This is a genomic window from Pseudomonas nabeulensis, from assembly GCF_004682045.1.
Classification (GTDB): domain Bacteria; phylum Pseudomonadota; class Gammaproteobacteria; order Pseudomonadales; family Pseudomonadaceae; genus Aquipseudomonas; species Aquipseudomonas nabeulensis.
The window spans coordinates 70178-90632 of sequence record NZ_QUZT01000015.1 but is presented as its reverse complement, the minus strand read 5'-3'; the positions used below and the strand labels follow the sequence as shown (position 1 = coordinate 90632).

The 20455-nt window shown below is 62.3% G+C and carries 16 protein-coding genes; 3 read left to right on the top strand and 13 right to left on the bottom strand.

Annotated features, from left to right (window positions below; all coding sequences use genetic code 11):
* Positions 1 to 41: 41 nt before the first annotated feature.
* From DYL61_RS10685 to DYL61_RS10675, 3 genes are read right to left on the bottom strand one after another with little or no spacing between them, the layout of a single operon-like run.
* Complete coding sequence (locus DYL61_RS10685; protein ID WP_016973853.1) at positions 42 to 209, bottom strand: DUF2474 domain-containing protein; 168 nt, start codon at positions 207 to 209, stop codon at positions 42 to 44.
* Positions 210 to 221: 12 nt separating this feature from the next.
* Positions 222 to 1229, bottom strand: coding sequence for a cytochrome d ubiquinol oxidase subunit II (cydB, locus tag DYL61_RS10680; protein WP_105699004.1), 1008 nt, complete (start codon positions 1227 to 1229; stop codon positions 222 to 224).
* A 1-nt stretch (position 1230) separates the two neighbouring features.
* Positions 1231 to 2670 carry a cytochrome ubiquinol oxidase subunit I gene (locus tag DYL61_RS10675; protein ID WP_135308307.1) on the bottom strand — a complete coding sequence of 480 codons (1440 nt, stop codon included), beginning with the start codon at positions 2668 to 2670 and terminating at the stop codon, positions 1231 to 1233.
* A 317-nt stretch (positions 2671 to 2987) separates the two neighbouring features.
* On the opposite strand from DYL61_RS10675, the gene DYL61_RS10670 reads away from it, so the two are divergent.
* Positions 2988 to 4235: an MFS transporter gene (locus tag DYL61_RS10670; protein WP_135308306.1), complete on the top strand. Its 1248-nt coding sequence runs from the start codon at positions 2988 to 2990 to the stop codon at positions 4233 to 4235.
* A gap of 139 nt (positions 4236 to 4374) precedes the next feature.
* On the opposite strand, the gene DYL61_RS10665 is transcribed toward DYL61_RS10670, so the two are convergent.
* From DYL61_RS10665 to DYL61_RS10650, 4 genes are all read right to left on the bottom strand, one after another.
* Positions 4375 to 6558 (bottom strand): xanthine dehydrogenase family protein molybdopterin-binding subunit, encoded by a 2184-nt coding sequence (locus tag DYL61_RS10665; protein WP_135308305.1) that lies wholly within the window; start codon positions 6556 to 6558, stop codon positions 4375 to 4377.
* Positions 6555 to 7544 carry an FAD binding domain-containing protein gene (locus tag DYL61_RS10660; protein WP_135308304.1) on the bottom strand — a complete coding sequence of 330 codons (990 nt, stop codon included), beginning with the start codon at positions 7542 to 7544 and terminating at the stop codon, positions 6555 to 6557. Before DYL61_RS10660 ends, DYL61_RS10665 begins: the two co-directional genes overlap by 4 nt.
* Positions 7541 to 8047, bottom strand: coding sequence for a (2Fe-2S)-binding protein (locus tag DYL61_RS10655; RefSeq protein WP_135308303.1), 507 nt, complete (start codon positions 8045 to 8047; stop codon positions 7541 to 7543). Before DYL61_RS10655 ends, DYL61_RS10660 begins: the two co-directional genes overlap by 4 nt.
* Before the next feature lie 96 nt (positions 8048 to 8143).
* A complete protein-coding gene (locus DYL61_RS10650; RefSeq protein WP_135308302.1) occupies positions 8144 to 8590 on the bottom strand; it encodes a DUF4879 domain-containing protein in 447 nt (148 codons plus the stop codon).
* A gap of 188 nt (positions 8591 to 8778) precedes the next feature.
* On the opposite strand from DYL61_RS10650, the gene DYL61_RS10645 reads away from it, so the two are divergent.
* Positions 8779 to 10074: an NCS2 family permease gene (locus tag DYL61_RS10645; protein WP_135308301.1), complete on the top strand. Its 1296-nt coding sequence runs from the start codon at positions 8779 to 8781 to the stop codon at positions 10072 to 10074.
* Positions 10071 to 11150, top strand: a complete 1080-nt coding sequence (gene trmA, locus DYL61_RS10640; protein ID WP_135308300.1) for a tRNA (uridine(54)-C5)-methyltransferase TrmA — start codon at positions 10071 to 10073, stop codon at positions 11148 to 11150. The genes DYL61_RS10645 and trmA overlap by 4 nt, the downstream gene beginning before the upstream one ends.
* A 134-nt stretch (positions 11151 to 11284) precedes the next feature.
* On the opposite strand, the gene DYL61_RS10635 is transcribed toward trmA, so the two are convergent.
* The 6 genes from DYL61_RS10635 to DYL61_RS10610 all read right to left on the bottom strand — a co-directional run bounded on the left by DYL61_RS10635 (position 11285) and on the right by DYL61_RS10610 (position 20400).
* Complete coding sequence (locus tag DYL61_RS10635) at positions 11285 to 12601, bottom strand: TolC family outer membrane protein (RefSeq protein ID WP_135308299.1); 1317 nt, start codon at positions 12599 to 12601, stop codon at positions 11285 to 11287.
* Positions 12598 to 13923 (bottom strand): HlyD family type I secretion periplasmic adaptor subunit, encoded by a 1326-nt coding sequence (locus tag DYL61_RS10630; RefSeq protein ID WP_135308298.1) that lies wholly within the window; start codon positions 13921 to 13923, stop codon positions 12598 to 12600. Before DYL61_RS10630 ends, DYL61_RS10635 begins: the two co-directional genes overlap by 4 nt.
* The gene (locus tag DYL61_RS10625) at positions 13920 to 15656 is read right to left on the bottom strand and encodes a type I secretion system permease/ATPase (protein ID WP_135308297.1); all 1737 of its coding nucleotides are present in this window, start codon (positions 15654 to 15656) and stop codon (positions 13920 to 13922) included. The genes DYL61_RS10630 and DYL61_RS10625 overlap by 4 nt, the downstream gene beginning before the upstream one ends.
* Before the next feature lie 165 nt (positions 15657 to 15821).
* Complete coding sequence (locus DYL61_RS10620) at positions 15822 to 16442, bottom strand: heme acquisition protein HasA (RefSeq protein ID WP_105698992.1); 621 nt, start codon at positions 16440 to 16442, stop codon at positions 15822 to 15824.
* Between the two features lie 81 nt (positions 16443 to 16523).
* Positions 16524 to 19181 carry a TonB-dependent receptor gene (locus DYL61_RS10615; protein ID WP_135308296.1) on the bottom strand — a complete coding sequence of 886 codons (2658 nt, stop codon included), beginning with the start codon at positions 19179 to 19181 and terminating at the stop codon, positions 16524 to 16526.
* Between the two features lie 220 nt (positions 19182 to 19401).
* Entirely contained in the window at positions 19402 to 20400 is a 999-nt protein-coding gene (locus tag DYL61_RS10610; protein WP_135308295.1) for a FecR family protein, read from the bottom strand.
* Positions 20401 to 20455 lie beyond the last annotated feature (55 nt).

The window sequence follows — 20455 nt, the reverse complement described above, 5'->3', positions numbered from 1 at the left end:
GCAGGGTTGGAAAGCCGGGCCGCAAAGCCCGGATCGGGATGTCAGTGGGTGGTCAGGCCCGCCGCATTCATGAACATGCGCATCAGGCTGGCCACGATAAACAGGGCCAGCACGCTGCCCGTCCAGATCATCGCCAGCCACCCCAGACGCCGCCACAACGGCTGCTTCTCGGCCTGTTCGATCTCTTGCAACGTAGGTTTGCCGGACATGCAACGACCCTCCTAGTGGTAACCGTCTTCGTGGGTGACCTTGCCGCGGAACACGTAGTAGCTCCAGAAGGTGTAGCCCAGGATAAACGGGATGATGAATAACGTGCCCACCAGCATAAAGCCCTGGCTTTGCGGTGGCGCGGCGGCATCCCAGATCGACACCGACGGCGGGATGATATTTGGCCACAGGCTGATACCCAGGCCGCTGTAGCCGAGGAAGATCAACACCAACGTCAGCAGGAACGGTGTGTAGTGCGCATTACGTGCCACGGCGCGGATCAGCCCGTACAGAGTCACCAACACCAGGATCGGCACCGGCAGGAACCAGAACAGGTTTGGCAGGGTGAACCAGCGCGAAGCGATTTCCGGGTGCGCCAGCGGCGTCCAGATACTGACAATGCCAATCACTGCCAGCAGCGCGAAAGCCAGTGGCCGCCCCAGGTTGTGCATCTTCTCTTGCAATGAACCTTCGGTCTTCATGATCAGCCAGGTGCAACCCAGCAACGCGTAGGCCACGATCAGCGCGACGCCGCAGAACATCGTGAACGGCGTAAGCCAGTCCAGCGAGCCGCCGGCAAACTGGCGGTCCACCACCGGCAGGCCGTCGATAAATGCGCCCAGCGCCACCCCCTGGAAGAACGTTGCCGCAATCGAGCCGCCGATAAACGCCTTGTCCCATAGGTGACGCTTGTGGTCCTTGGCCTTGAAGCGGAACTCGAACGCCACGCCGCGAAAGATCAGCCCGATCAGCATCAGGATCAGCGGCAAGTACAACGCCGACAACACCACCGAATACGCCAGCGGGAATGCGCCAAACAACGCCGCACCGCCCAATACCAGCCAGGTTTCGTTACCGTCCCACACGGGGGCGACGGTGTTCATCATCACGTCACGGTCGACTTTGCCGGGGATAAACGGAAAGAGGATGCCGATACCCAGGTCGAAGCCGTCCATGACCACGTACATCATGATGCCGAAGATGATGATCACGGCCCAGATCAGCGGAAGATCAATACCCATCTCAATGCCCCTTGTGCTGGATGTGGGTGTGGTCGTCATCGCCGCCATCATCGGCAGCCGACAACGGACGGGCCGGTGTACGTTTCTGGCCAGGGCCGCCGTGGGTAGGCTCGCTGCCTTCGTGGGTCTGAGGCCCCTTACGGACTAGGCGCATCATGTAGCCCAGACCTGCGCCGAACAGCGCGAAGTACACCACCACGAACAACACCAGGGTGATGGTCATCTGCGCCAGGCTATGCCCGGAAGACGCATCCGCCGTGCGCATCAAGCCGTAGACCACCCACGGCTGGCGACCGATTTCGGTGGTGAACCAGCCGGCAAGAATCGCGATCAGGCCGGACGGCCCCATCCACAACGCCAGGTACAGGAACGGCTTGGACGTGTACATCTTGTCGCCCCGGCGCAGCCACAGGCTGAACAGACCGGTAAAGATCATCAGGAAGCCCAGGCCCACCATGACCCGGAACGACCAGAACACGATGGTCGAGTTGGGGCGGTCCTCAGGCGGGAATTCCTTGAGGGCCGGCACCTGTTTATCCAGGGAGTGGGTGAGGATCAGGCTGCCGAGGTACGGGATCTCCACGGCATATTTGGTTTTTTCCGCTTTCATGTCCGGCCAGCCGAACAGGATCAACGGTGTCGGCTCGTTGCCGATGTTTTCCCAGTGGCCTTCAATCGCGGCAATTTTTGCCGGTTGGTGCTTCAAGGTATTGAGGCCGTGGAAGTCACCGATCACCGCCTGGATCGGCGCAACGATCAACGCCATCCACATCGCCATCGAGAGCATTTTGCGGATCGCCGGGTTGTCCTTGCCGCGCAGCAAGTGCCAGGCCGCCGAGGAACCGACGAAGAACGCCGTCGCCACGAAGGCCGCCGTGGCCATGTGTGCCAGGCGATAAGGGAACGATGGGTTGAACACCACAGCGAACCAATCGGTCGGGATCACGCGGCCATCGATGATTTCAAAGCCCTGGGGCGTCTGCATCCAGCTGTTGGACGACAGAATCCAGAACGTGGAGATCAACGTACCGACAGCCACCATCACGGTGGAGAAGAAGTGCAGCTTGCGCCCCACCTTGTTCCAACCGAACAGCATCACCCCGAGGAAACCGGCCTCAAGGAAGAAGGCCGTGAGCACTTCATACGTCAGAAGCGGCCCGGTGACGGCGCCCGCGAAGTCCGAAAAGCGGCTCCAGTTGGTGCCGAACTGGTAAGCCATGACCAACCCGGAAACCACGCCCATGCCGAAGTTGACGGCAAAGATCTTCGACCAGAAATGGTAGAGGTCACGGTAGGTGTCGTTATGGGTCTTGAGCCACAAGCCTTCCAGCACCGCAAGGTAACTGGCCAGGCCGATGGTGATCGCCGGGAACAGGATGTGGAACGAGATGGTGAATGCGAATTGAATTCGGGCGAGATCTAGCGCCTCCAAACCGAACATAAGTCTTCCTCTGTCAGGTAATACCGGCTGCTGGCGGGAGCCTGCACCCACTGCCCCCACGGATATGGAGTCTGTCGAATTTCAATTCGTTTCTTTTTTAACCAACCACGTCGGGAATCTGGCCCTGAGGCCGCCAGACCAATCCCTGGGGAGGTGTTGATCTGGATCAAGCATTGCTGAAAGAGTAGTCCGGATTTGGCTGTAGGACGTTGTGGTCTTTTGCCGCGTGACAGACTGCCTCAGATCAGATCCTGCAACCATCTGTTACAACTTGATGATAATCTCGGCGCTCCCTCCGGCCCTGACCTGAACGCCCGATGCCTAGTGAACCCGTGTTGCTGTTGCGTCATCACCGCCCTTTCATCGCTTTCTGGCTGGCGCGCATCTTCACCGCCAGCGGCTTCCAGATGCTTACCGTCGCCATCGGCTGGAACCTCTACCAACTGACCGGCAATGTGCTGGACCTGGGTTTGGTGGGTCTGGTGGAGTTCGTGCCCCGCGTGTTGTTCATGCTGCACACCGGGCATGTGGCGGACCGCTATGAGCGACGCAAGGTAGCGGCCATCTGCCAGACCGTACAGGCGCTGATCGCCCTGTCCCTGGCCATCGGCGGCCTGACCGGCAACGTGACCCGCGAGATGATCTTTATCCTCGCCTTCCTGCTCGGCGCCGCGCGCTCCTTTGAAATGCCCACCACCCAGGCGCTGCTGCCAAGCATCGTGCCCAGTGCGCTGTTTCCGCGTGCAGTGGCCTCGTCGCAGTCGGCCCAGCAACTGGCCACCATCGTTGCCCCGGCGCTCGGCGGTTTGCTGTATGCGTTCGGCAGCGTCTGGGTATACGGCCCCACCGTGGCGCTGTACATCATCGCCTGCGTGCTGACCCTCAACCTGCCCGCCCGCCAGACTCCGCTCAACAAGGGCAAGGCCACCCTGGATTCGTTGCTGGCCGGCATCCGCTTTATCCGCAGCCGCCCGGACATCCTCGGCGCCATCTCCCTGGACCTGTTCGCCGTACTGCTGGGCGGTGCCACCGCATTGCTGCCGGTGTTCGCCAAGGACATCCTGCTGACGGGGGCCTGGGGCCTGGGCCTGTTGCGCTCTGCCCCGGCGGTGGGCGCGTTGTTGATGTCGCTTTGGCTGGCGCGGTTTTCGGTGGATCGCCACGTGGGCCGCGTGATGTTCACCGCCGTCGGCATATTTGGCGTGGCGACCATCGCCTTCGGCCTGTCCACCTCGTTCTGGTTTTCCTTGGGCGTGCTGGTGGTGTTGGGCGCGGCGGACATGATCAGCATGGTGATCCGCGCGTCGTTCGTGCAGTTGGAAACCCCGGACGAAATGCGCGGGCGGGTCAGTGCGGTCAACGGGCTGTTTATCGGTGCGTCGAATCAGTTGGGTGAGTTTGAATCGGGGATTACCGCTCACTGGTTTGGCACGGTGCCAGCGGTGGTCATGGGCGGGATTGGTACGCTGGTGGTCACGGGCGTGTGGATCAAGTTGTTCCCGACTCTGGCGAATCGGGATCGGATGCATGTGCCGGTGGAAGAAAACATCAAGTCCGCCGCCTAGCCCAATTTGGCAATAAGGCCAATGTGGGAGGGGGCTTGCCCCCGATAGCGGTGTGTCAGTCAAAGATATATCACTGACACTCCCTCATCGGGGGCAAGCCCCCTCCCACATTTGGATCTTCGGCGTTTGGAAGATCGAGTTACAGCACCTTATCCAGGGTGACGGGAAAATCTCGCACCCGCTTCCCAGTGGCGTGATAAACCGCATTCGCCACCGCCGCCGCCACGCCGACAATGCCAATCTCACCGACCCCCTTGGACCCCAACGCATTAACAATCTCGTCGTGTTCTTCGACAAAAACCACATCAACGTCGCCGATATCCGCATTTACCGGGATGTGATACTCGGCCAGGCTGTGGTTCATGTAGCGCCCTAGTTGATGGTCGATCTGGGTTTCTTCATGCAAGGCCATGCCGATGCCCCACACCACGCCACCGAGGATCTGGCTACGGGCCATCTTGGGGTTGACCACCCGCCCGGCGGCAATCGCACTGACCACGCGGCTGACCTTGACGGTGCCCAGGTCTTCATCCACCCGCACTTCGACAAACACCGCCGAGTGAGTCGCGGTTGAATAACCTTCGCGCTTTTTGTCGGGCTCGCTGTCGACCTGTACTTCCAGCGCCTCTTCGCCCGCGTCCTTGACCAACTGCGCCAATGACACACCCACGTCACCGGTATGGAGCTGACCGTCTTCAAAGCGCACGGCCTCGGCCTCCTTGAACACCGGATACGTTTGCCTGGCGACTTCCAGCAACTTGGCGTTCAGCGCCTCACAGGCTTGCTGCACCGCCGTCCCGACCGACGAAACGGTAAATGAGCCCCCCTGTAACGGTGCTGTCGGCAATGACGAATCGCCGAGCAGAAAGCTCACATCCTCCACCGCCACGCCACTGGCCTGCGCCGCGATCTGGGTCATGACCGTGTATGTGCCGGTGCCGATATCGGTGGTGGCACTGCTCACCGTCAATTTGCCCTGTGCATCGATTCGCGCCTTGGCACTGGCCTTCATCTGCATGGCTTCCCACACACCACCGGCCATGCCCCAGCCGATCAACTGACGGCCATCGCGCATGCTGCGCGGTTCCGGGTTGCGTGCGCTCCAGCCGAACCGTTCGGCACCTTCGCGGTAACACTCGCGCAGAGCCTTGCTCGACCAGGGTTTGTCTTCGTTCTGGTTGCGTTCGGCGTAATTGATCAGACGCAGTTGCACCGGGTCGATGCCCAGCGCGCAGGCCAGTTCGTCCATGGCGCACTCCAGGCCGATCACCCCGAGGGCAGCGCCCGGTGCGCGCATGTCCAGCGGCGTGAACACGTCCAGCGGCACCAGTTTGTAGGTCAATTGCACGTTGTCGCAGTGATAAAGCATGCCGCTCCACTCCACCACGTGTTCGCTGAAATCCTCGAAGCGCGAGGTTTGGCCAATGGCGGTATGCCCGATGGCCATGAGCTTGCCGTTGGCGGCGGCACCCATTTGCAAACGCTGCAAGGTGCGCGGGCGGTAGCCAAAGGTGAACATCTGTTGGCGGGTGAGCGTGACACGCACCGAACGTTTAAGCGCCAACGACGCCATCACCGCCAAAGGCAGCTGATATTGCGGGCGCAACCCGGAGCCGAAAGCGCCGCCCACGAACGCCGCGAAGATCCGCACCTGGCTTTTATCCAGGCCGAATACCTTTTGCACGTAGGCCTGGCAGTTTTGCGGGCCTTGGGTCTTGTCATGGATATGCAGCGTGCCGTCCGGCTGATACAGCACGGTGCTGGCATGGGGCTCCATGGGATTGTGGTGTTCGATGGGAGTGCTGTAGTGCAGATCCAGGCTGACCGCCGCCCCAGCCCATTGCGCCTGGAAATTTCCACGCGGCTCGGGTGGCGCCTGCGGTGAGGCATGGGCCTGGTCCTGCAACGCCAGCAGGTCGGTGTCGAAGGCCTCGGTGGCGTATTCGATGTCGATCAGGGAGCCGGCATGCCGCGCCAACTCCAGGTTATCGGCGATCACCAGGGCCAGCGGCTGGCCGCTGTACAGCACGCGGTCGTTGTACAGCGGACGAAACGGCGAGCCATCGGCGGCGTCGGCGTCTTCGAAGGCGGCGTCGTAGCTGGCGATTTTCGGGCGGTTGAGGTGATCGATAACGCTGATCACACCCGGCAGCGCCAGGGCCCTGGAGGCATCAATCCTGGTGATCCGCCCCTTGGCCACGGTGCTGGAGACCACGCTGCCATGCAGCAGGCCTGCTTCGGCAAACTCACCGGCGTAGCGCGCCTGACCGGTGACTTTGAGCAGACCGTCAACCCGGTCCAGAGGTTTGCCGAGGGCGCTCATGGCTGTTCTCCTGCGACGGCGGCGTCGCTCAAGGCGCGGATAATCGCGCGGCGGGCCAGCTTGATCTTGAAACCGTTGTGCGCCAACGGCTCGGCGTCTTGCAGCAGCGCATCGGCGGCGTGGCTGAAGGTTTCGCGGCTGACCGCCTGACCGATCAGCGCAGCTTCCACTGCGCGGTCCCGCCAGGGTTTATGCGCCACGCCGCCGAGGGCCAGGCGTGCATCGATAATCTGCTCGCCGTCCAACTCAAGGGCGGCCGCCACGGAGACCAGGGCAAAGGCGTAGGAAGCGCGGTCGCGGATTTTCAGGTAGTGACTGTGTTGCGCCAGCGGGTTGGCGGGCAGTTCGATGGCGGTGATCAGCTCATCGTCGGCCAATTGGTTGTCACGTTGCGGCGCATCGGCAGGCAGCCGATGGAAGTCGGCAAACTCGATCACCCGCGCACCGCCGCGCCCTTCCACATGCACGCGTGCGTCCAGTGCGGCCAGGGCGACGCACATGTCTGACGGATGAGTCGCGACGCACTGCTCGCTGGCGCCGAGAATCGCATGGATGCGGTTCAAGCCCGTGCGCGCCGGGCAGCCGCTGCCGGGCTCGCGCTTATTGCACGGCACCGCGGCGTCGTAGAAGTAATAGCAGCGGGTGCGCTGCAACAGGTTGCCGCCGGTGCTCGCCATATTGCGCAATTGTGGCGAGGCGCCGGCGAGGATGGCCTGGGACAACAACGGGTAGCGCTGTTCGATCAGCGGGTGCCAGGCCAGGTCGGCATTGCTCACCAGGGCGCCAATCATCAGGCCGCCGGCGTCGGTTTGCTGGATATCGCTGAGGGGCAGGCCGGTGATGTCGATGAGGTGTTCGGGGCGGCTGATGTTTTCTTTCATCAGGTCCAGCAGGTTGGTGCCCCCGGCAATGAATCGCGATGCGGCACTGCTCAGGTGCACGGCGTCGTGTACATTGGCCGGTTTGCTGTAATGGAAGGGATTCATCGTTCACCTCCTACAACATCTTCAATTGCATCGCGGATATTGCTGTAGGCACCGCAGCGGCACAGGTTGCCGCTCATCAGTTCCTGGATTTGCGCGCTGTCTTGGGCGCGGCCTTCATTGGCCAGGCCCACGGCGGAACAGATCTGGCCGGGGGTGCAGTAACCGCACTGGAAAGCATCGTGCTTGATGAACGCCTGTTGCATTGGGTGAAGCACGTCACCGCTGGCCAGGCCTTCGATGGTGGTCAACTCGGCGCCGTCGCACATCACGGCGAGGGTCAGGCAGGCATTGATCCGCTTGCCATCGCGCAACACGGTGCAAGCGCCGCATTGACCGTGGTCGCAGCCCTTTTTGCTGCCGACCAGGTCGAGGTGTTCGCGCAGCAGGTCCAGCAGCGTGGTCCAGGGCAACACATCCAGTTGGCGGTCCTGGCCATTGAGGCGCAGGCGAATCGGGTGGCTGACGAACGGTTGAACCGCCGCGCCATTGGGAGTTGCGCTCATAAACACCTCACGGGTTGGTGTACGTCCGCGGCGTTCAGGAAAGTCGCCGTCTCAGGGGTACGACTGCCCGGGGTTTTGAGCGTTCAAGGGGATTGATCAGCGGATATTGAGCAGCGTCTTCAAGGTGTTCTGCGGGCCGTTGATCGACGAGTTGGTGTATTCAAACCAGCCCGGGGCCTCGACATTGACGTCGAACACATAGATGTAGCCCATCACCGTGCCCGCGCCACTGCACACCTGGCTGATGTTGCCGACCTGGCACACCGGCGTGCGTTGCCCGTTCAATTCGGCGCCGTCGAAGCGGCCCATGGGGTTGTTACCCAGGCCGACTTCCATCACCGAGACCTTGGTGGGCCCGCGATGGGTGCACATTTGCGTGCCCTGCGCCCGCTCCGGGATGGTTTCGGTGCAGCGCGCCGATTCGACCTTGAACACGCGCACCTCGCTCAAGGCCGGTGCAGTCGCGCCCCAGGCCGGTGCTGCAGCGAGCCACAGGCTGATACAGGAGATCAGAGCTAGACTCCACGCGTTGGCTTTTTTCATGGGGCGGGTGACCTTCGTTTAAACGTCGGCGCAGTATGCCTCAAGGCCATGCGCCACACAGCCTCGGCTGCTGGTATGATGCGCCGCTTTTTCCGATCCTCTCTGAATCCACAGGCGCTTGGCGCAGTTTGTGCTTTGACTTAGAGGTCAACAAATCACGACGCAAGATAGCGTCACAGGGAGCCGGCATGCTGGAAAAGCTGTTTCAACTCAAAGCCCACAACACCAATGTGCGCACCGAGATTCTCGCGGGTATCACCACGTTCCTGGCCATGGCCTACATCCTGTTCGTGAACCCGAGCATCCTCGGCGAGACCGGCATGGACAAGGGCGCGATCTTTGTCGCGACCTGCCTGGCCGCCGCCATCGGTTCGACCGTGATGGGCCTGATCGCCAACTACCCGATCGCGCTGGCGCCGGGCATGGGCCTCAACGCCTTCTTTACCTACACCGTGGTGCTGCACATGGGCCATACCTGGCAGGTGGCGCTGGGTGCGGTATTCATTTCGGCGGTGCTGTTCTTCCTGCTGTCGATCTTTCGCATTCGCGAGTGGATCATCAACGCCATTCCGCTGCCCCTGCGCTCGGCGATTGCCGCCGGTATCGGCCTGTTCCTGGCGCTGATCGCCCTGCATAACGCCGAAATCGTGGTAGCGAACCCGGCCACGCTGGTGGGCCTGGGTGACCTCACCAAAGCCGCGCCTATCCTGGCCACATTCGGTTTTGTGCTGATCGTCGCGCTGGAAGCCCTGGCCGTGCGTGGCGCGGTGCTGATCGGCATCCTGGCCGTGACCATCGTCTCCATTGCCCTGAACGTGACCCCGTTCGGCGGCGTGGTCTCGATGCCGCCGTCCCTGGCGCCGACCTTCCTGCAACTGGATATCAAGGGTGCGCTGGATATCGGCCTGGTCAGCGTGATCTTCGCCTTCCTGTTCGTCGACCTGTTCGACAACTCCGGCACCCTGATCGGCGTGGCCAAGCGCGCCGGCCTGATGGGCAAGGACGGCCACATGCCAAAGATGGGCCGTGCGCTGATCGCCGACAGTACCGCCGCCATGGCCGGCTCCCTGCTGGGCACCTCGACCACCACCAGCTACATCGAATCCGCTGCGGGCGTGAGCGCCGGCGGCCGTACCGGTTTGACTGCCATCGTGGTAGCGATCCTGTTCCTGTTGGCGTTGTTCTTCTCGCCATTGGCCGCCAGCGTTCCCGCCTTCGCCACTGCACCGGCCTTGCTGTTCGTGGCCGTGCTGATGACCCAGGGCCTGGCCGAAATCGACTGGGACGACATTACTGTGGCAGCGCCGGTGGTGATCACCGCCCTGGCGATGCCCTTCACTTACTCCATCGCCAACGGCATCGCCTTCGGCTTCATCGCGTGGACTGCCATCAAGCTGCTTTCGGGCCGCTACCGTGAGCTGAACCCGGCGCTGGTGATTCTGTCGATTCTGTTCGTGATCAAGCTGGGCTGGTTCAACGCATGACTTTTGACGCCGCACGCTACACCGCTCAACTGCAAGACAAGGTCACGCGCTTGCGTGACCTGTTGGCCCCGTTCGATGCACCGGAGCCGCAGGTATTCGACTCGCCGTTGCAGAACTTCCGCCTGCGCGCGGAGTTCCGCCTGTGGCGCGAAGGCGGTGAGCGCCATTACGCGATGTTCTCCCAGGACGACAAACGCACGCCGATCCTGATCGAAGAATTCCCCATCGCCAGCCTGCGCATCAACCAGTTGATGCCGCAGCTCAAGGCCGCCTGGCAAGCCAGCGCCGCCCTGAGCCACAAGCTGTTCCAGGTGGAGTTCCTTACCACGCTGGCCGGCGATGCGATGATCACGCTGTGCTATCACCGCCCGCTGGACGAGCATTGGCACACTGCCGCGAACAAACTGGCTGCGGACTTGAACGTGAGCATCATCGGCCGCTCCAAGGGCAAGCGTGATGTGATCGGCCACGACTACGTGGTGGAAAAACTCGAGGTCGGCGGCCGCACGTTCAGTTATCGCCAACCCGAGGGCGCGTTCACCCAGCCCAACGGCACGGTGAACCAGAAGATGCTCAACTGGGCCTATGAAGCGCTGGGCGATCGCCCGGATGACTTGCTCGAGCTGTATTGCGGCAACGGCAACTTCACCCTGCCGTTGGCAACCCGTGTGCGCAAAGTGCTGGCCACCGAGATCAGCAAGACCTCGGTCAACGCCGCGCTCAGCAACCTCGATGAAAATGCGGTGGATAACGTCACGCTGGTGCGGCTCTCCGCCGAAGAACTCACCGAAGCGCTGAACGAAGTGCGCCCGTTCCGTCGCCTGCATGGCATCGACCTGAAAAGCTACGAGTTCGGCAGCGTGTTCGTCGACCCGCCGCGTGCCGGCATGGACCCGGACACCTGCGAACTGACCCGGCGCTTCGACAACATCCTGTACATCTCCTGCAACCCGGAGACGTTGGCGGCCAACATTGCGCAACTGCATGACACGCACCGCATTACCCAGTGTGCGATGTTTGACCAGTTTCCGTGGACGCATCATATGGAGTCTGGGGTGTTGCTGACCCGGCGCTAAGTCCTCAGGACACAGTAGATCCAAATGTGGGAGGGGGCTTGCCCCCGATGGCGGTGTGTCAGTCAACACACGCGCAAGCTGACCCGTCGCCATCGGGGGCAAGCCCCCTCCCACAGTGGATCTCTGTGCTGGCATCATGCCGACGGCTGGAAATACCCCGCTAACGCCCGCAAGTCCTGCTCACTCAGCAACCCCGCGTAATACTTCAACTGAATCCTCGCCAGCAAATACGCATGCCGCGCAGTGGCCAGGTCGCGGCGGGCGCTGAACAGTTGTTGCTCGGCGTCGAGCACGTCGAGGTTGACCCGCTCGCCCCCCGTGACGCTTTTTTGGGTGGCGGTGACCAAGGCCGTGGCAGAGCTGACCGCCATCTCATAGGCGCGCACTTTCGCCGCGCCGCTGGTGTTGAGGTTGAACTGCTTGCGCAACTCCACCAGCGTCGCCGAAGTGTGGGCGTCCAGTTCGTACTGGGCCTGGGACAACTGGTTCGCCGCCTGGCGTGTAGACGCCGACACCGAGCCACCGGCAAACAACGGCAGGCTGACCTGGATGCCGACACTGTTGGTGTCGTACTTCTGGTTGTAGCTGCTTTCCGAATCGGAACTGGTCTGGCGGCTGGTGGCGTACAGGCTGACCTTGGGCAGATGCCCGGCGCGTTTGCGCTCAACCTCATACGACGCCACATCCAACGCATGGTGCTGGGATTTGAGTTCCGGGTTGTTGGCCATGGCCATCTCGCGCCAGGTTTCGAAGCGGTTGGGCTCCAGGGGCGGGATGTCGAACTGGCGGGTCAGCGGTGCCAGTGCTTCGACCTGCAACGGTTGGCCGACAATGGCTTCCAGCTCGCGCAAAGCACTGTCCTGGGCATCCAGTGACTCAATCTCTTCGGCCTGGGCCAGGCTCAGGCGGGCCTGGGTTTCCAGCACATCGGTGCGCGTGCCTTCACCGCCTTTGAGCAAGCGGTCATTGAGTTGCAGGCGTTCGGCAAACGCGCGTTTCTGCGCCCGGCTCAATTCGATGCGCTCTTGAGCCAGCAAGGCCTGGCTGTAGGCACTGAGCACCCGTACCGCCAGTTCCTGGCTCTTGCCGCGAAAACGTTCATCGGCCATCAGCGCCTGGGCCGTGCCCTGACGAAAGCGTGCGTAGGCTTCGTAATCCAGCAACGGTTGCTGCAAGGTCAGGGTCGACGCATAGCTGCGGTAATCGCGGTCGCTGGTGACATCTCCCGCCGTCACTTCGGACTCGTTGCGCGAATTGTTGTAGCTCCATGACAGGTTCGGCAGCAGCGCCGAGCGGCCGATCACGCGGTTCTCTTCGCCCGCCTCACGTTCCTGGATGGCTGCCTGAAAGGTCGGATCATTGCGTAGGGCCAAGTCGTAGGCATCCAGCAAACCCATGGCATGCGCCACCGGTGCACAGCTCAAACACAGGGTAAAAAACAGCGCCTTCATTCTTCCACCAAGGCCATGTGAGTACGATCCAGCAGCGGTTTGAACAGGTAGTTGAGCATCGAGCGCTCGCCGGTCTTGACGAAGGTTTCCACCGGCATGCCCGGACGAATCTGCACGCCCTCCAGTTGTTGCATACCGGCCGCACTGACCTGGGCGCGTACGGTGTAATACGGCTCATCGGTGCGTTCATCCACTTGGCGGTCGGCGGACACCAGCGTTACCTCGCCCGCCACCCGTGGCGTGGTGGCCTGGTTGAACGCGGGGAACATCAGCTCCACCGGCAAGCCGGGGTGCACCTTGTCGATCATCTGCACCGGCACTCGTGCTTCCACCAGCAGCGGTTCGCCCTGGGGCACGATGTCCATCAGCGCCTGGCCGGGCTTGATCACGCCGCCCTCGGTGTACACCTCCAGCCCGACCACGACCCCGGACGCGGGTGCACGCACCAGGCTGTTGGCCAATTCGAACTCAGCGGAGGCCAGGCGATTGCGCAGGTCATCGCTGCGGGTACGGGCCTCGGCCAACTGGCCGCGCAGGTCTTTCTGGAAGTCTTCGCCGAGTTGGCGGATGCGCAGACGCAGCTCCATGACCTGGCGTTGCAGCAGGCCGATGCGCCCGTAATCTTCTGCGATGCTGCCGTCGACCTGGGAGTACAAACGCTCGCTGTCCAGCAGGCGATTGCGTGGGATATAGCCGTCACGCGCCAGTTCCCGCAGCCCGTGCAGTTGCTCATTCAAAGCGGCCCGTTGCTGGACCTTGCTCGCCTGGGAATCCCGTGTGCCACGCAATTGCGCCTCGGCCCCAGCGATGGTTTCGCGCAAGCCTTGTTGCTCGGTGGCCAATGCCTGGGCGCGGCTGCTGAACAGTTGGCGTTGCAGGCTCAACGTGGCCGCCGCTTCCGGATCATTGAGCAGTTCCGGCCCGAAAGTGATCGCCGACAACCCTTCACTTTCCGCGCTCAAACGCGCTTCGCTGGCCAGGGACGCCAGGTACTGGCTGCGCAGGGACTGCATCTGCCCGCGCAATGGGGTTTCCTTTAAACGCAGCAACACCTGACCGGCATTGACGACATCGCCATCACGCACCTCGATACGCTCGACAATGCCACCCGCCGGATGCTGCACCGTCTTGCGATGCCCCGAGACCATGACCTTGCCCGACACCGCCACGCCCTTGTCCAACGGCGCCAGCGCCGCCCAGCCGATAAAACCGGCGAAGCCGCCCAACACCAGCCACCACCCCAGCCGCGAATACTTTTTGTCATCCAGCGCCAACACGTTATTCGGCTGATCGCTGGCCAACACCGGTTTACTCACGCTCATGCCTGTTTTCCTTCACCGAGGCGGTAGCTCATGCTCATGGTCGACACCGGCTTGGCCGGTGCCGGTTTCTGCCGCGCCTCCAACACCCGCGCCGTCGGCCCGAAGGCCTGCAACTGGCCGTCCTTGAGGATCAGCAACTGGTCGGTCAGGCTCAGTACGTTGGGTTTGTGGGTAATCAGAATCACCGTGCGGCGCTGCTGCTTGAGCTGGGCGATGGCCTGGAGCAACGCCTGCTCGCCCACCTCATCAAGGTTGGCGTTGGGTTCATCCAGCACGATCAACGCGGGCAAACCGTACAGCGCCCGGGCCAGGCCCACGCGTTGCTTCTGGCCGCCCGACAGACCGGCGCCGCCCTCTCCGAGCATCGTGTCGTAGCCTTGGGGCAGTTGCAGGATCATCTCGTGCACGCCAGCCATTTGTGCAGCGGCCAGGACGTTATCGGCGTCCACCTCGGCGAACCGCGCGATGTTATCGGCGATGCTGCCGGCGAACAGTTGGATGTCCTGGGGCAGGTAGCCGATGTGTGGGCCGAGTTGCTGTTTGTCCCACTGGGCCAGGTCGGCGCCGTCGAGCCGCACCTTGCCGGACAACGGCGCCCAGGCACCCACCACGATTCGGGCCAGGGTGGATTTGCCGCAGCCCGACGGCCCGATCACCCCCAGCACTTCGCCCGCCGGCAGGTTGAATCCCAAATTCGCCAGCGCCGGTCGACGGCTACCCGGTGCGCAGGCGCTGATGTGCTCCAGCGTCAGTTGGCCCTTTGGCACCGGCAGGCTCATCCGTACCGCGCGCGCTGGATTGGCTTCGAGCAATTGCGACAACCGCTCAAACGCCAGGCGCGCCGAGCCCCATTGTTTCCACACGCCGATCAGTTGGTCGATGGGGCTCAACACCCGGCCCATCAGGATCGAACCGGCAATCATCATCCCCGGCGTAATATCGCCCTGCACCGCCAGCAACGCGCCCAGCCCCAGTACCAACGACTGCAACGCCAGCCGCACGCCCTTGGACCACGCGGTGACGGCAGCGGTCTTTTCGCTGGCCAGGTTCTGCTGGGCCAGGAACGCTTGATGCTGGCCGAACCAGCGCGCGCGTAACGTGGCGAGCATGCCCATGGCTTCGATGGTGTCGGCATTGCGCAGGTTGGTGGTGGCCTGCTGGCTGGCGCTGATGGCCAACTGGCTGGCCAGGGCCATCGGCGCCTGGCTTACGCGATGGTTGATCCAGGCCAGCGCGATCAACAGCACCGCACCGCCCAACGCCAACAGGCCAAGCCATGGATGAAACATAAAGATCACTAGCAGGTATACCGGAAACCACGGCGCATCGAAAAACGCGAACAGCGCCTGGCCAGTGGCGAACTGACGCAAGGTGGTCAGGTCATTCAGGGCCTGGCCCGCCGCCTGGGTGCCGCCCTTGAGTTGCGCTTCGAACGCGGCGTCGTACACCCGCTGGTTCAAGCGCATGTCCATCTGCGTGCCAAGACGGATCACCACCTGGCTGCGCACCCATTCCAACGCGCCCATCAAGCCGAACAGGCCGAGGATCATCAGCGTCAACATCAACAGGGTCATCTGATTGCCTGAGGCCAGCACCCGGTCGTACACCTGCAACATGTACAGCGCCGGAGCCAGCATCAGCAGGTTGATCACCGCCGAGAACAGGCCGATGTTGAAGAAGCCACTTTTATAGGCCGTGAGGGCGGCCAGGGTTTCGTTGCCGGCGTGGCGCATCTGGGGATTCTCGAAGGGTTAAGCGTGCAGCCTCGCCGCGTTGACAGGCGATACGACGCTGCGCAGAATTTGGCACCGCCGTCGCTGAAGAATTAGAAGGCTTGGGCGACGGCGGTGTAATGCGGCGAATGGGAGAGTGATCTTCCATTCGCTTTTTTCATGACATCAGGCCGCCAGCGCGAAGTCCTGAGGCACGTCTTGCACGCCCACCAGCGCCACGTCGGCAGCGGCGACCGACGCCGAATCCACATGCGCCACACCGGCAGCGGCCAGTTGGTCAAACGTGGAGTTGATCGACAGGCTTGGGTCGATGTCCTTGAGCAGGGAGTCGATAGCCGAGGCCAGCGCGGTGCTGTCGCCGCTCATCAGGCCGTAGATGATCTGATGCACCTGGCCATTTTGGCCTTCCGATTGCAGGCTCGACAGGCCCAGGTCGGTGAAGCTGACTTCCTGATGAGTGATGGTGTAGCCGCCGCTGGTAGCGCCGCCCGCCAAAACACTGCCCAGGTTCAGGGCGTCGAGCGAACCCCACAGCGTGTGTGCTGGCGGGTTGAACAGGGTGTAATGCAGGTCGCCGTCAGCAACGACGGCCGCGTTGCTGACCGTGCTCGACACACCGTATTGGGTGCCGTCGAACGGGCCAGGGTTGAAACCACCAGTGTTAGTACCCTCTTTGACCGAACCTTCACGGTGGTTCAGGTCGCCAAAGAAAGCCGACCAGTCGCTCAGGTACTCGGCAACGGTATTGGCGGCGTAGGTCGTGCTGTATGAAATAGAAATGCTCATGCAAAACTCCAAGTCATGGGGTGGTATCTCCGCAGCAAGCCTGTGCCTGCTGTGGTTTTGCCCGTCACTGGGCAAAATCGGTCAGAACTGATATTCAACGGTGCCCTGCACAGTGCGGCCACGGCCCAGGGTGAAGGCCAACACGTCCCCCAACGGCACCAGGTAGGCGCGGTCAGTGACGTTTTCCATGGCCAGGCGCAGGGTCAATTGGTCGGTGGCGCGGTAGCTGCTGTAGAGGTCGTAGACGGTGTAGGGCTTCCAGTCGGCCGGGTAGACGCCGGTTTGGGAAGTGGTCACGCCGACGCCGCCTTTGACGTAATAACCGGCGCTGTAGCGGGCACGAACGCCGACATCCAACTTGCGCTCAAAGAACCGCGCGCCCAGCGTTGCGGTGCCACGGTCCATCGGCATGTGTTCGGAAGAGCCCAGGATGGCGTTGCAGCTCTGGGCGCCATTGGCCACATCATCCGGCACCATCGCGACCACCGGAGGACGGGAGCCTGTCCCGCTCTGAATCTTGGTGACACCGCCCAGCCACGCCGTCTTGCTGCAGAACTTATTGCTGCCGAGCATGCGCGTGTAGTTCAACTGGCCGTAGGCAAAGCCTGCGTCGTAATCAAATTGGTATTCGAGGCCGCGAAAACGGGTGGTCTCCAGGTTGTTGACGTATGCCGCGTTGCCGATATTGGCAATGCCATAACCCGGCGGCTGCACGCCAAGGGCCATGTAAGAGAAGTCATCCACGCGGGTATTGAAGTAGGACACCTTCATGCCCACACGGTCATCGGTGAACAGCAGGTCTTCCTTGAACACATTGAAACCGAGCTCCCAGGCCGTGGACGTCTCAGGCTTCAAGTAGGGGTTAGGAAGAATCGACTCCGAGCCCCCGCCATGGGGCCGACCGCTGACCAGCGACTCGGTGACGGCCGGCGGGCGCCAACCCTTGCCGTACGTGGCAAACAGTTGCAGCCAATCCACGCCCGGCTTGATCGACAAGCCGAAGGTGGGCGAGAAATGCCCCTCTTCCCGATCCACGTCATAGGTTATGGGCAAGCCGATTTGCCGCGTAGTGCCGATGACGAACGTGCGGGTGTTCAAACCCGTTTTGCCGCGCAGTCGATAGCGGTCGTAGCGCAGGCCTGCGTTAACGTTCAGCCAGTTGTCGTAATCGTAATCCAGGCGGGCGAACAGGCTGGCCATCGCCCGATCACCTTTGGGCGTGATGCTTTCCGCCGCCGTGGCCTCCACTGCCGAGTCGGCGGCCACCGCCTGGTTAGAGTCCGGTCGCACCTTGTCGTAGAAAAACTCCAGCCCGTAATTGGCCTTGAGCACGGACAGCTCGCTCAAGCCGAACGTCGAGGTGTTCTGGCCCTGAAAGCCGTAGGTATTGGTCTGGTAGGTGACCTCGTAGCCCTTGGTGCTACCACGGGTGAGCGTGGTCTGATCATTGCGCGTGTCGACGTGGTAGAGCTTGGCCTTGAAGTCGATCAGTGGGTTGTCCGGGGTGTAGCTGTAGTCCAGCGCAAAGTTCTGCGCGGTGACGTTGCTGCTACCGAGTTTTTCCCATAGTTGGGCTTTTTCGGCAGTCATCATGTTGACGTCGTCATAGTCGACTTCGGTGGTCAGGTAGCTCAGTTGCAGGCGCTGATCCTGCGGCAGGTTGATGCCCAGCTTGAGCAGGCGGGAACGCATCACCGAGCCGGTGTATTCGACGGTGGAGTTCTTGATCCGGTCCTGGCTGGCCGGCAGGAAAGAACTGCCGGTACGCAGATCGCCGATGCTGCCCTTGGTGCCTGGGTTGTAATCACCGAGGTGCCGCTCACTGGCCGCCACCAGCATGTCCCACACATCGGTGCCCACGGCAAACGCCGCACTGCCGATAAAGTGCGTGCCGTTGCTGCGCCCACCCAGGCCGGTGGTCACACGGACGCGCCCGCCGATTTCCTTGCCGTCTTTAAGCAAGTCGGCGGCCTCGATGGTGCGAAAGTTGGCGACGCCACCGATCACACCGGCACCGCCCATTGTGGATGTCGCGCCCTTTTCGATCACGACTTCGGACAGCAACTCCGAATCGACATACAGCGTGCCGTTGCGTTGCTGGTGACCACTTTGCTGATAGTTCTGGCGCATGCCATCGACCGACATGTTGACCCGGCCATAGTCCTGGAGACCGCGGATGTTCACCGACAAGCCGGGGTCTTGCTGGCTGACGGCCGAGTAGACGCCCGGAGCTTCTTCAAGCATCTCGGCGGCATGGCGCGGCGGGTTGCGGTCCAACTGCTCACGCCCGACCACGCTGACCGAGTGCGGCGATGAATACACCCAGTCATTGGGGTGCAAGCCAGTAATCGTAGTGGTCGCCAACGCCAAAGCGGCGTCGCCCTGCTCGACACGGGTCAGGGTGACCTGGCGCTCGCCGGTGAAGCGATATTCCACCGGCGCATTGCCCAACAACCGCGCCAGCCCTTCCTGCACGCCGTACTGCCCCTTCACCGTCGTGCTCTGTAAACCGGCCAGGCGCTGGCTGTCGAACAGCACTTGCAGGCCCGCCTGGTCAGCGAAGGTCAGCACGGCACTGCCCAAGGATTGCGCAGGGATGTCGATCATCAGCACCGCAGGTTGGGCAGCCTTCACCTGAGGCTGTGCGGCATACACGGGCGCCACGGCGGCGAACAGTCCCAAGTGAATGGCCAGGGCCAACCGACTACCGGTGATGCGCCCCTTGTTGAGTGCTGACATTGCTGGTTTCCCTGCGCTAAGCGATTTTTTGTTTATGCGAATGCTTCTCACCTAGCAAGACGTGCGACGCGCAGGAAGTCAGTAAGAATTTTTTGAAAGTTTTTTAAATACCTGTAGGAGCGAGCTTGCTCGCGAAGAACTCGTAGACGACGCGCTCATCCTGGATGTACGCGTTATCGTTGAGGTTCTTCGCGAGCAAGCTCGCTCCTACAGGGGAGAATCAATAGATCAGGCTGAGGCCGGCCAGGTCCAGGCGTTGCACCTGGAGTTCCTGGGTCAGGGTCGCGAGGGCGGTGTCGAGCATGTCCAGGCGGAACACGCCGCTGACTTCACGCTCGCCCAGGGCCGAGTCAGTCAACACCACGCGTCCGGGGCGGTAGTGATTAAGCTGCTCGACCACCTTGGCCAGCGGTTGCCGATCAAAAATCAGCACACCACGCCGCCAACTGGTGGCACGTTCCACATCGAATTGATCGAGGGGCACGATGCCTTCCTGCGGGCTGTAGCGTGCCGCCTGGCCTTCCTTGAGCACGCGGGCGGCCGCGCCTTTTTTCGGTTGGGTAGGCAGTGAAATCTCGACACTGTGCGCCAACATGCCGACCCAGGCCTGGCTGTCGTCCTCGCGCGCCACCACAAATCGGGTGCCCAGCGCACGCGTTTGCCCGCCGGCGCTCTGCACCACGAACGGCCGGGTTTCCTGGCCGACCATGGGCGCCACGTCAAAAATCGCCGAGCCCTGGATCAGGCTGACGCGCCGCTGCACACCGTCGTACTCCAGGCGGATGGCGCTGTCGGAATCCAGCTCCACCTGGCTGCCATCGGCCAACTGCACCGTGCGCACTTCGCCCTTCTGGGTGACGTAGTCGGCTTGCAGGCGCAGCACCACGTCCGGGCCGCGCAGCCAGCCAACGCCCGCCACCACCACGACCAACGCCACGGCGGCTGCCCGCTGCCAGGGCCTTCGCCGCTTGGAGCGACGCACAGGCATCACCGTGGACGCCGGGCGCCGGCGGTGCACCGGTTCGTCTTTATGCACTTCGCCCAACGCCGCCCACGTCTGCTCGGCAAAGCGCAACGCGGCTTCGTGGCGGCTGTCGCGGGCGATCCACTGGCGCAGCTCGGCCTGCTCCTGGTCGGTCAGGGCACCGGCGTGCAGGCGCACCGCCCAGTCGGCGGCCGCCTCGGTAATGCTGTGCTGTTGCGGACCCTGGCTATTCACGTGTGAATCTCGAATTTTTCGTTATGTAACGCTGTGACGTCTGACCTGGCGTATT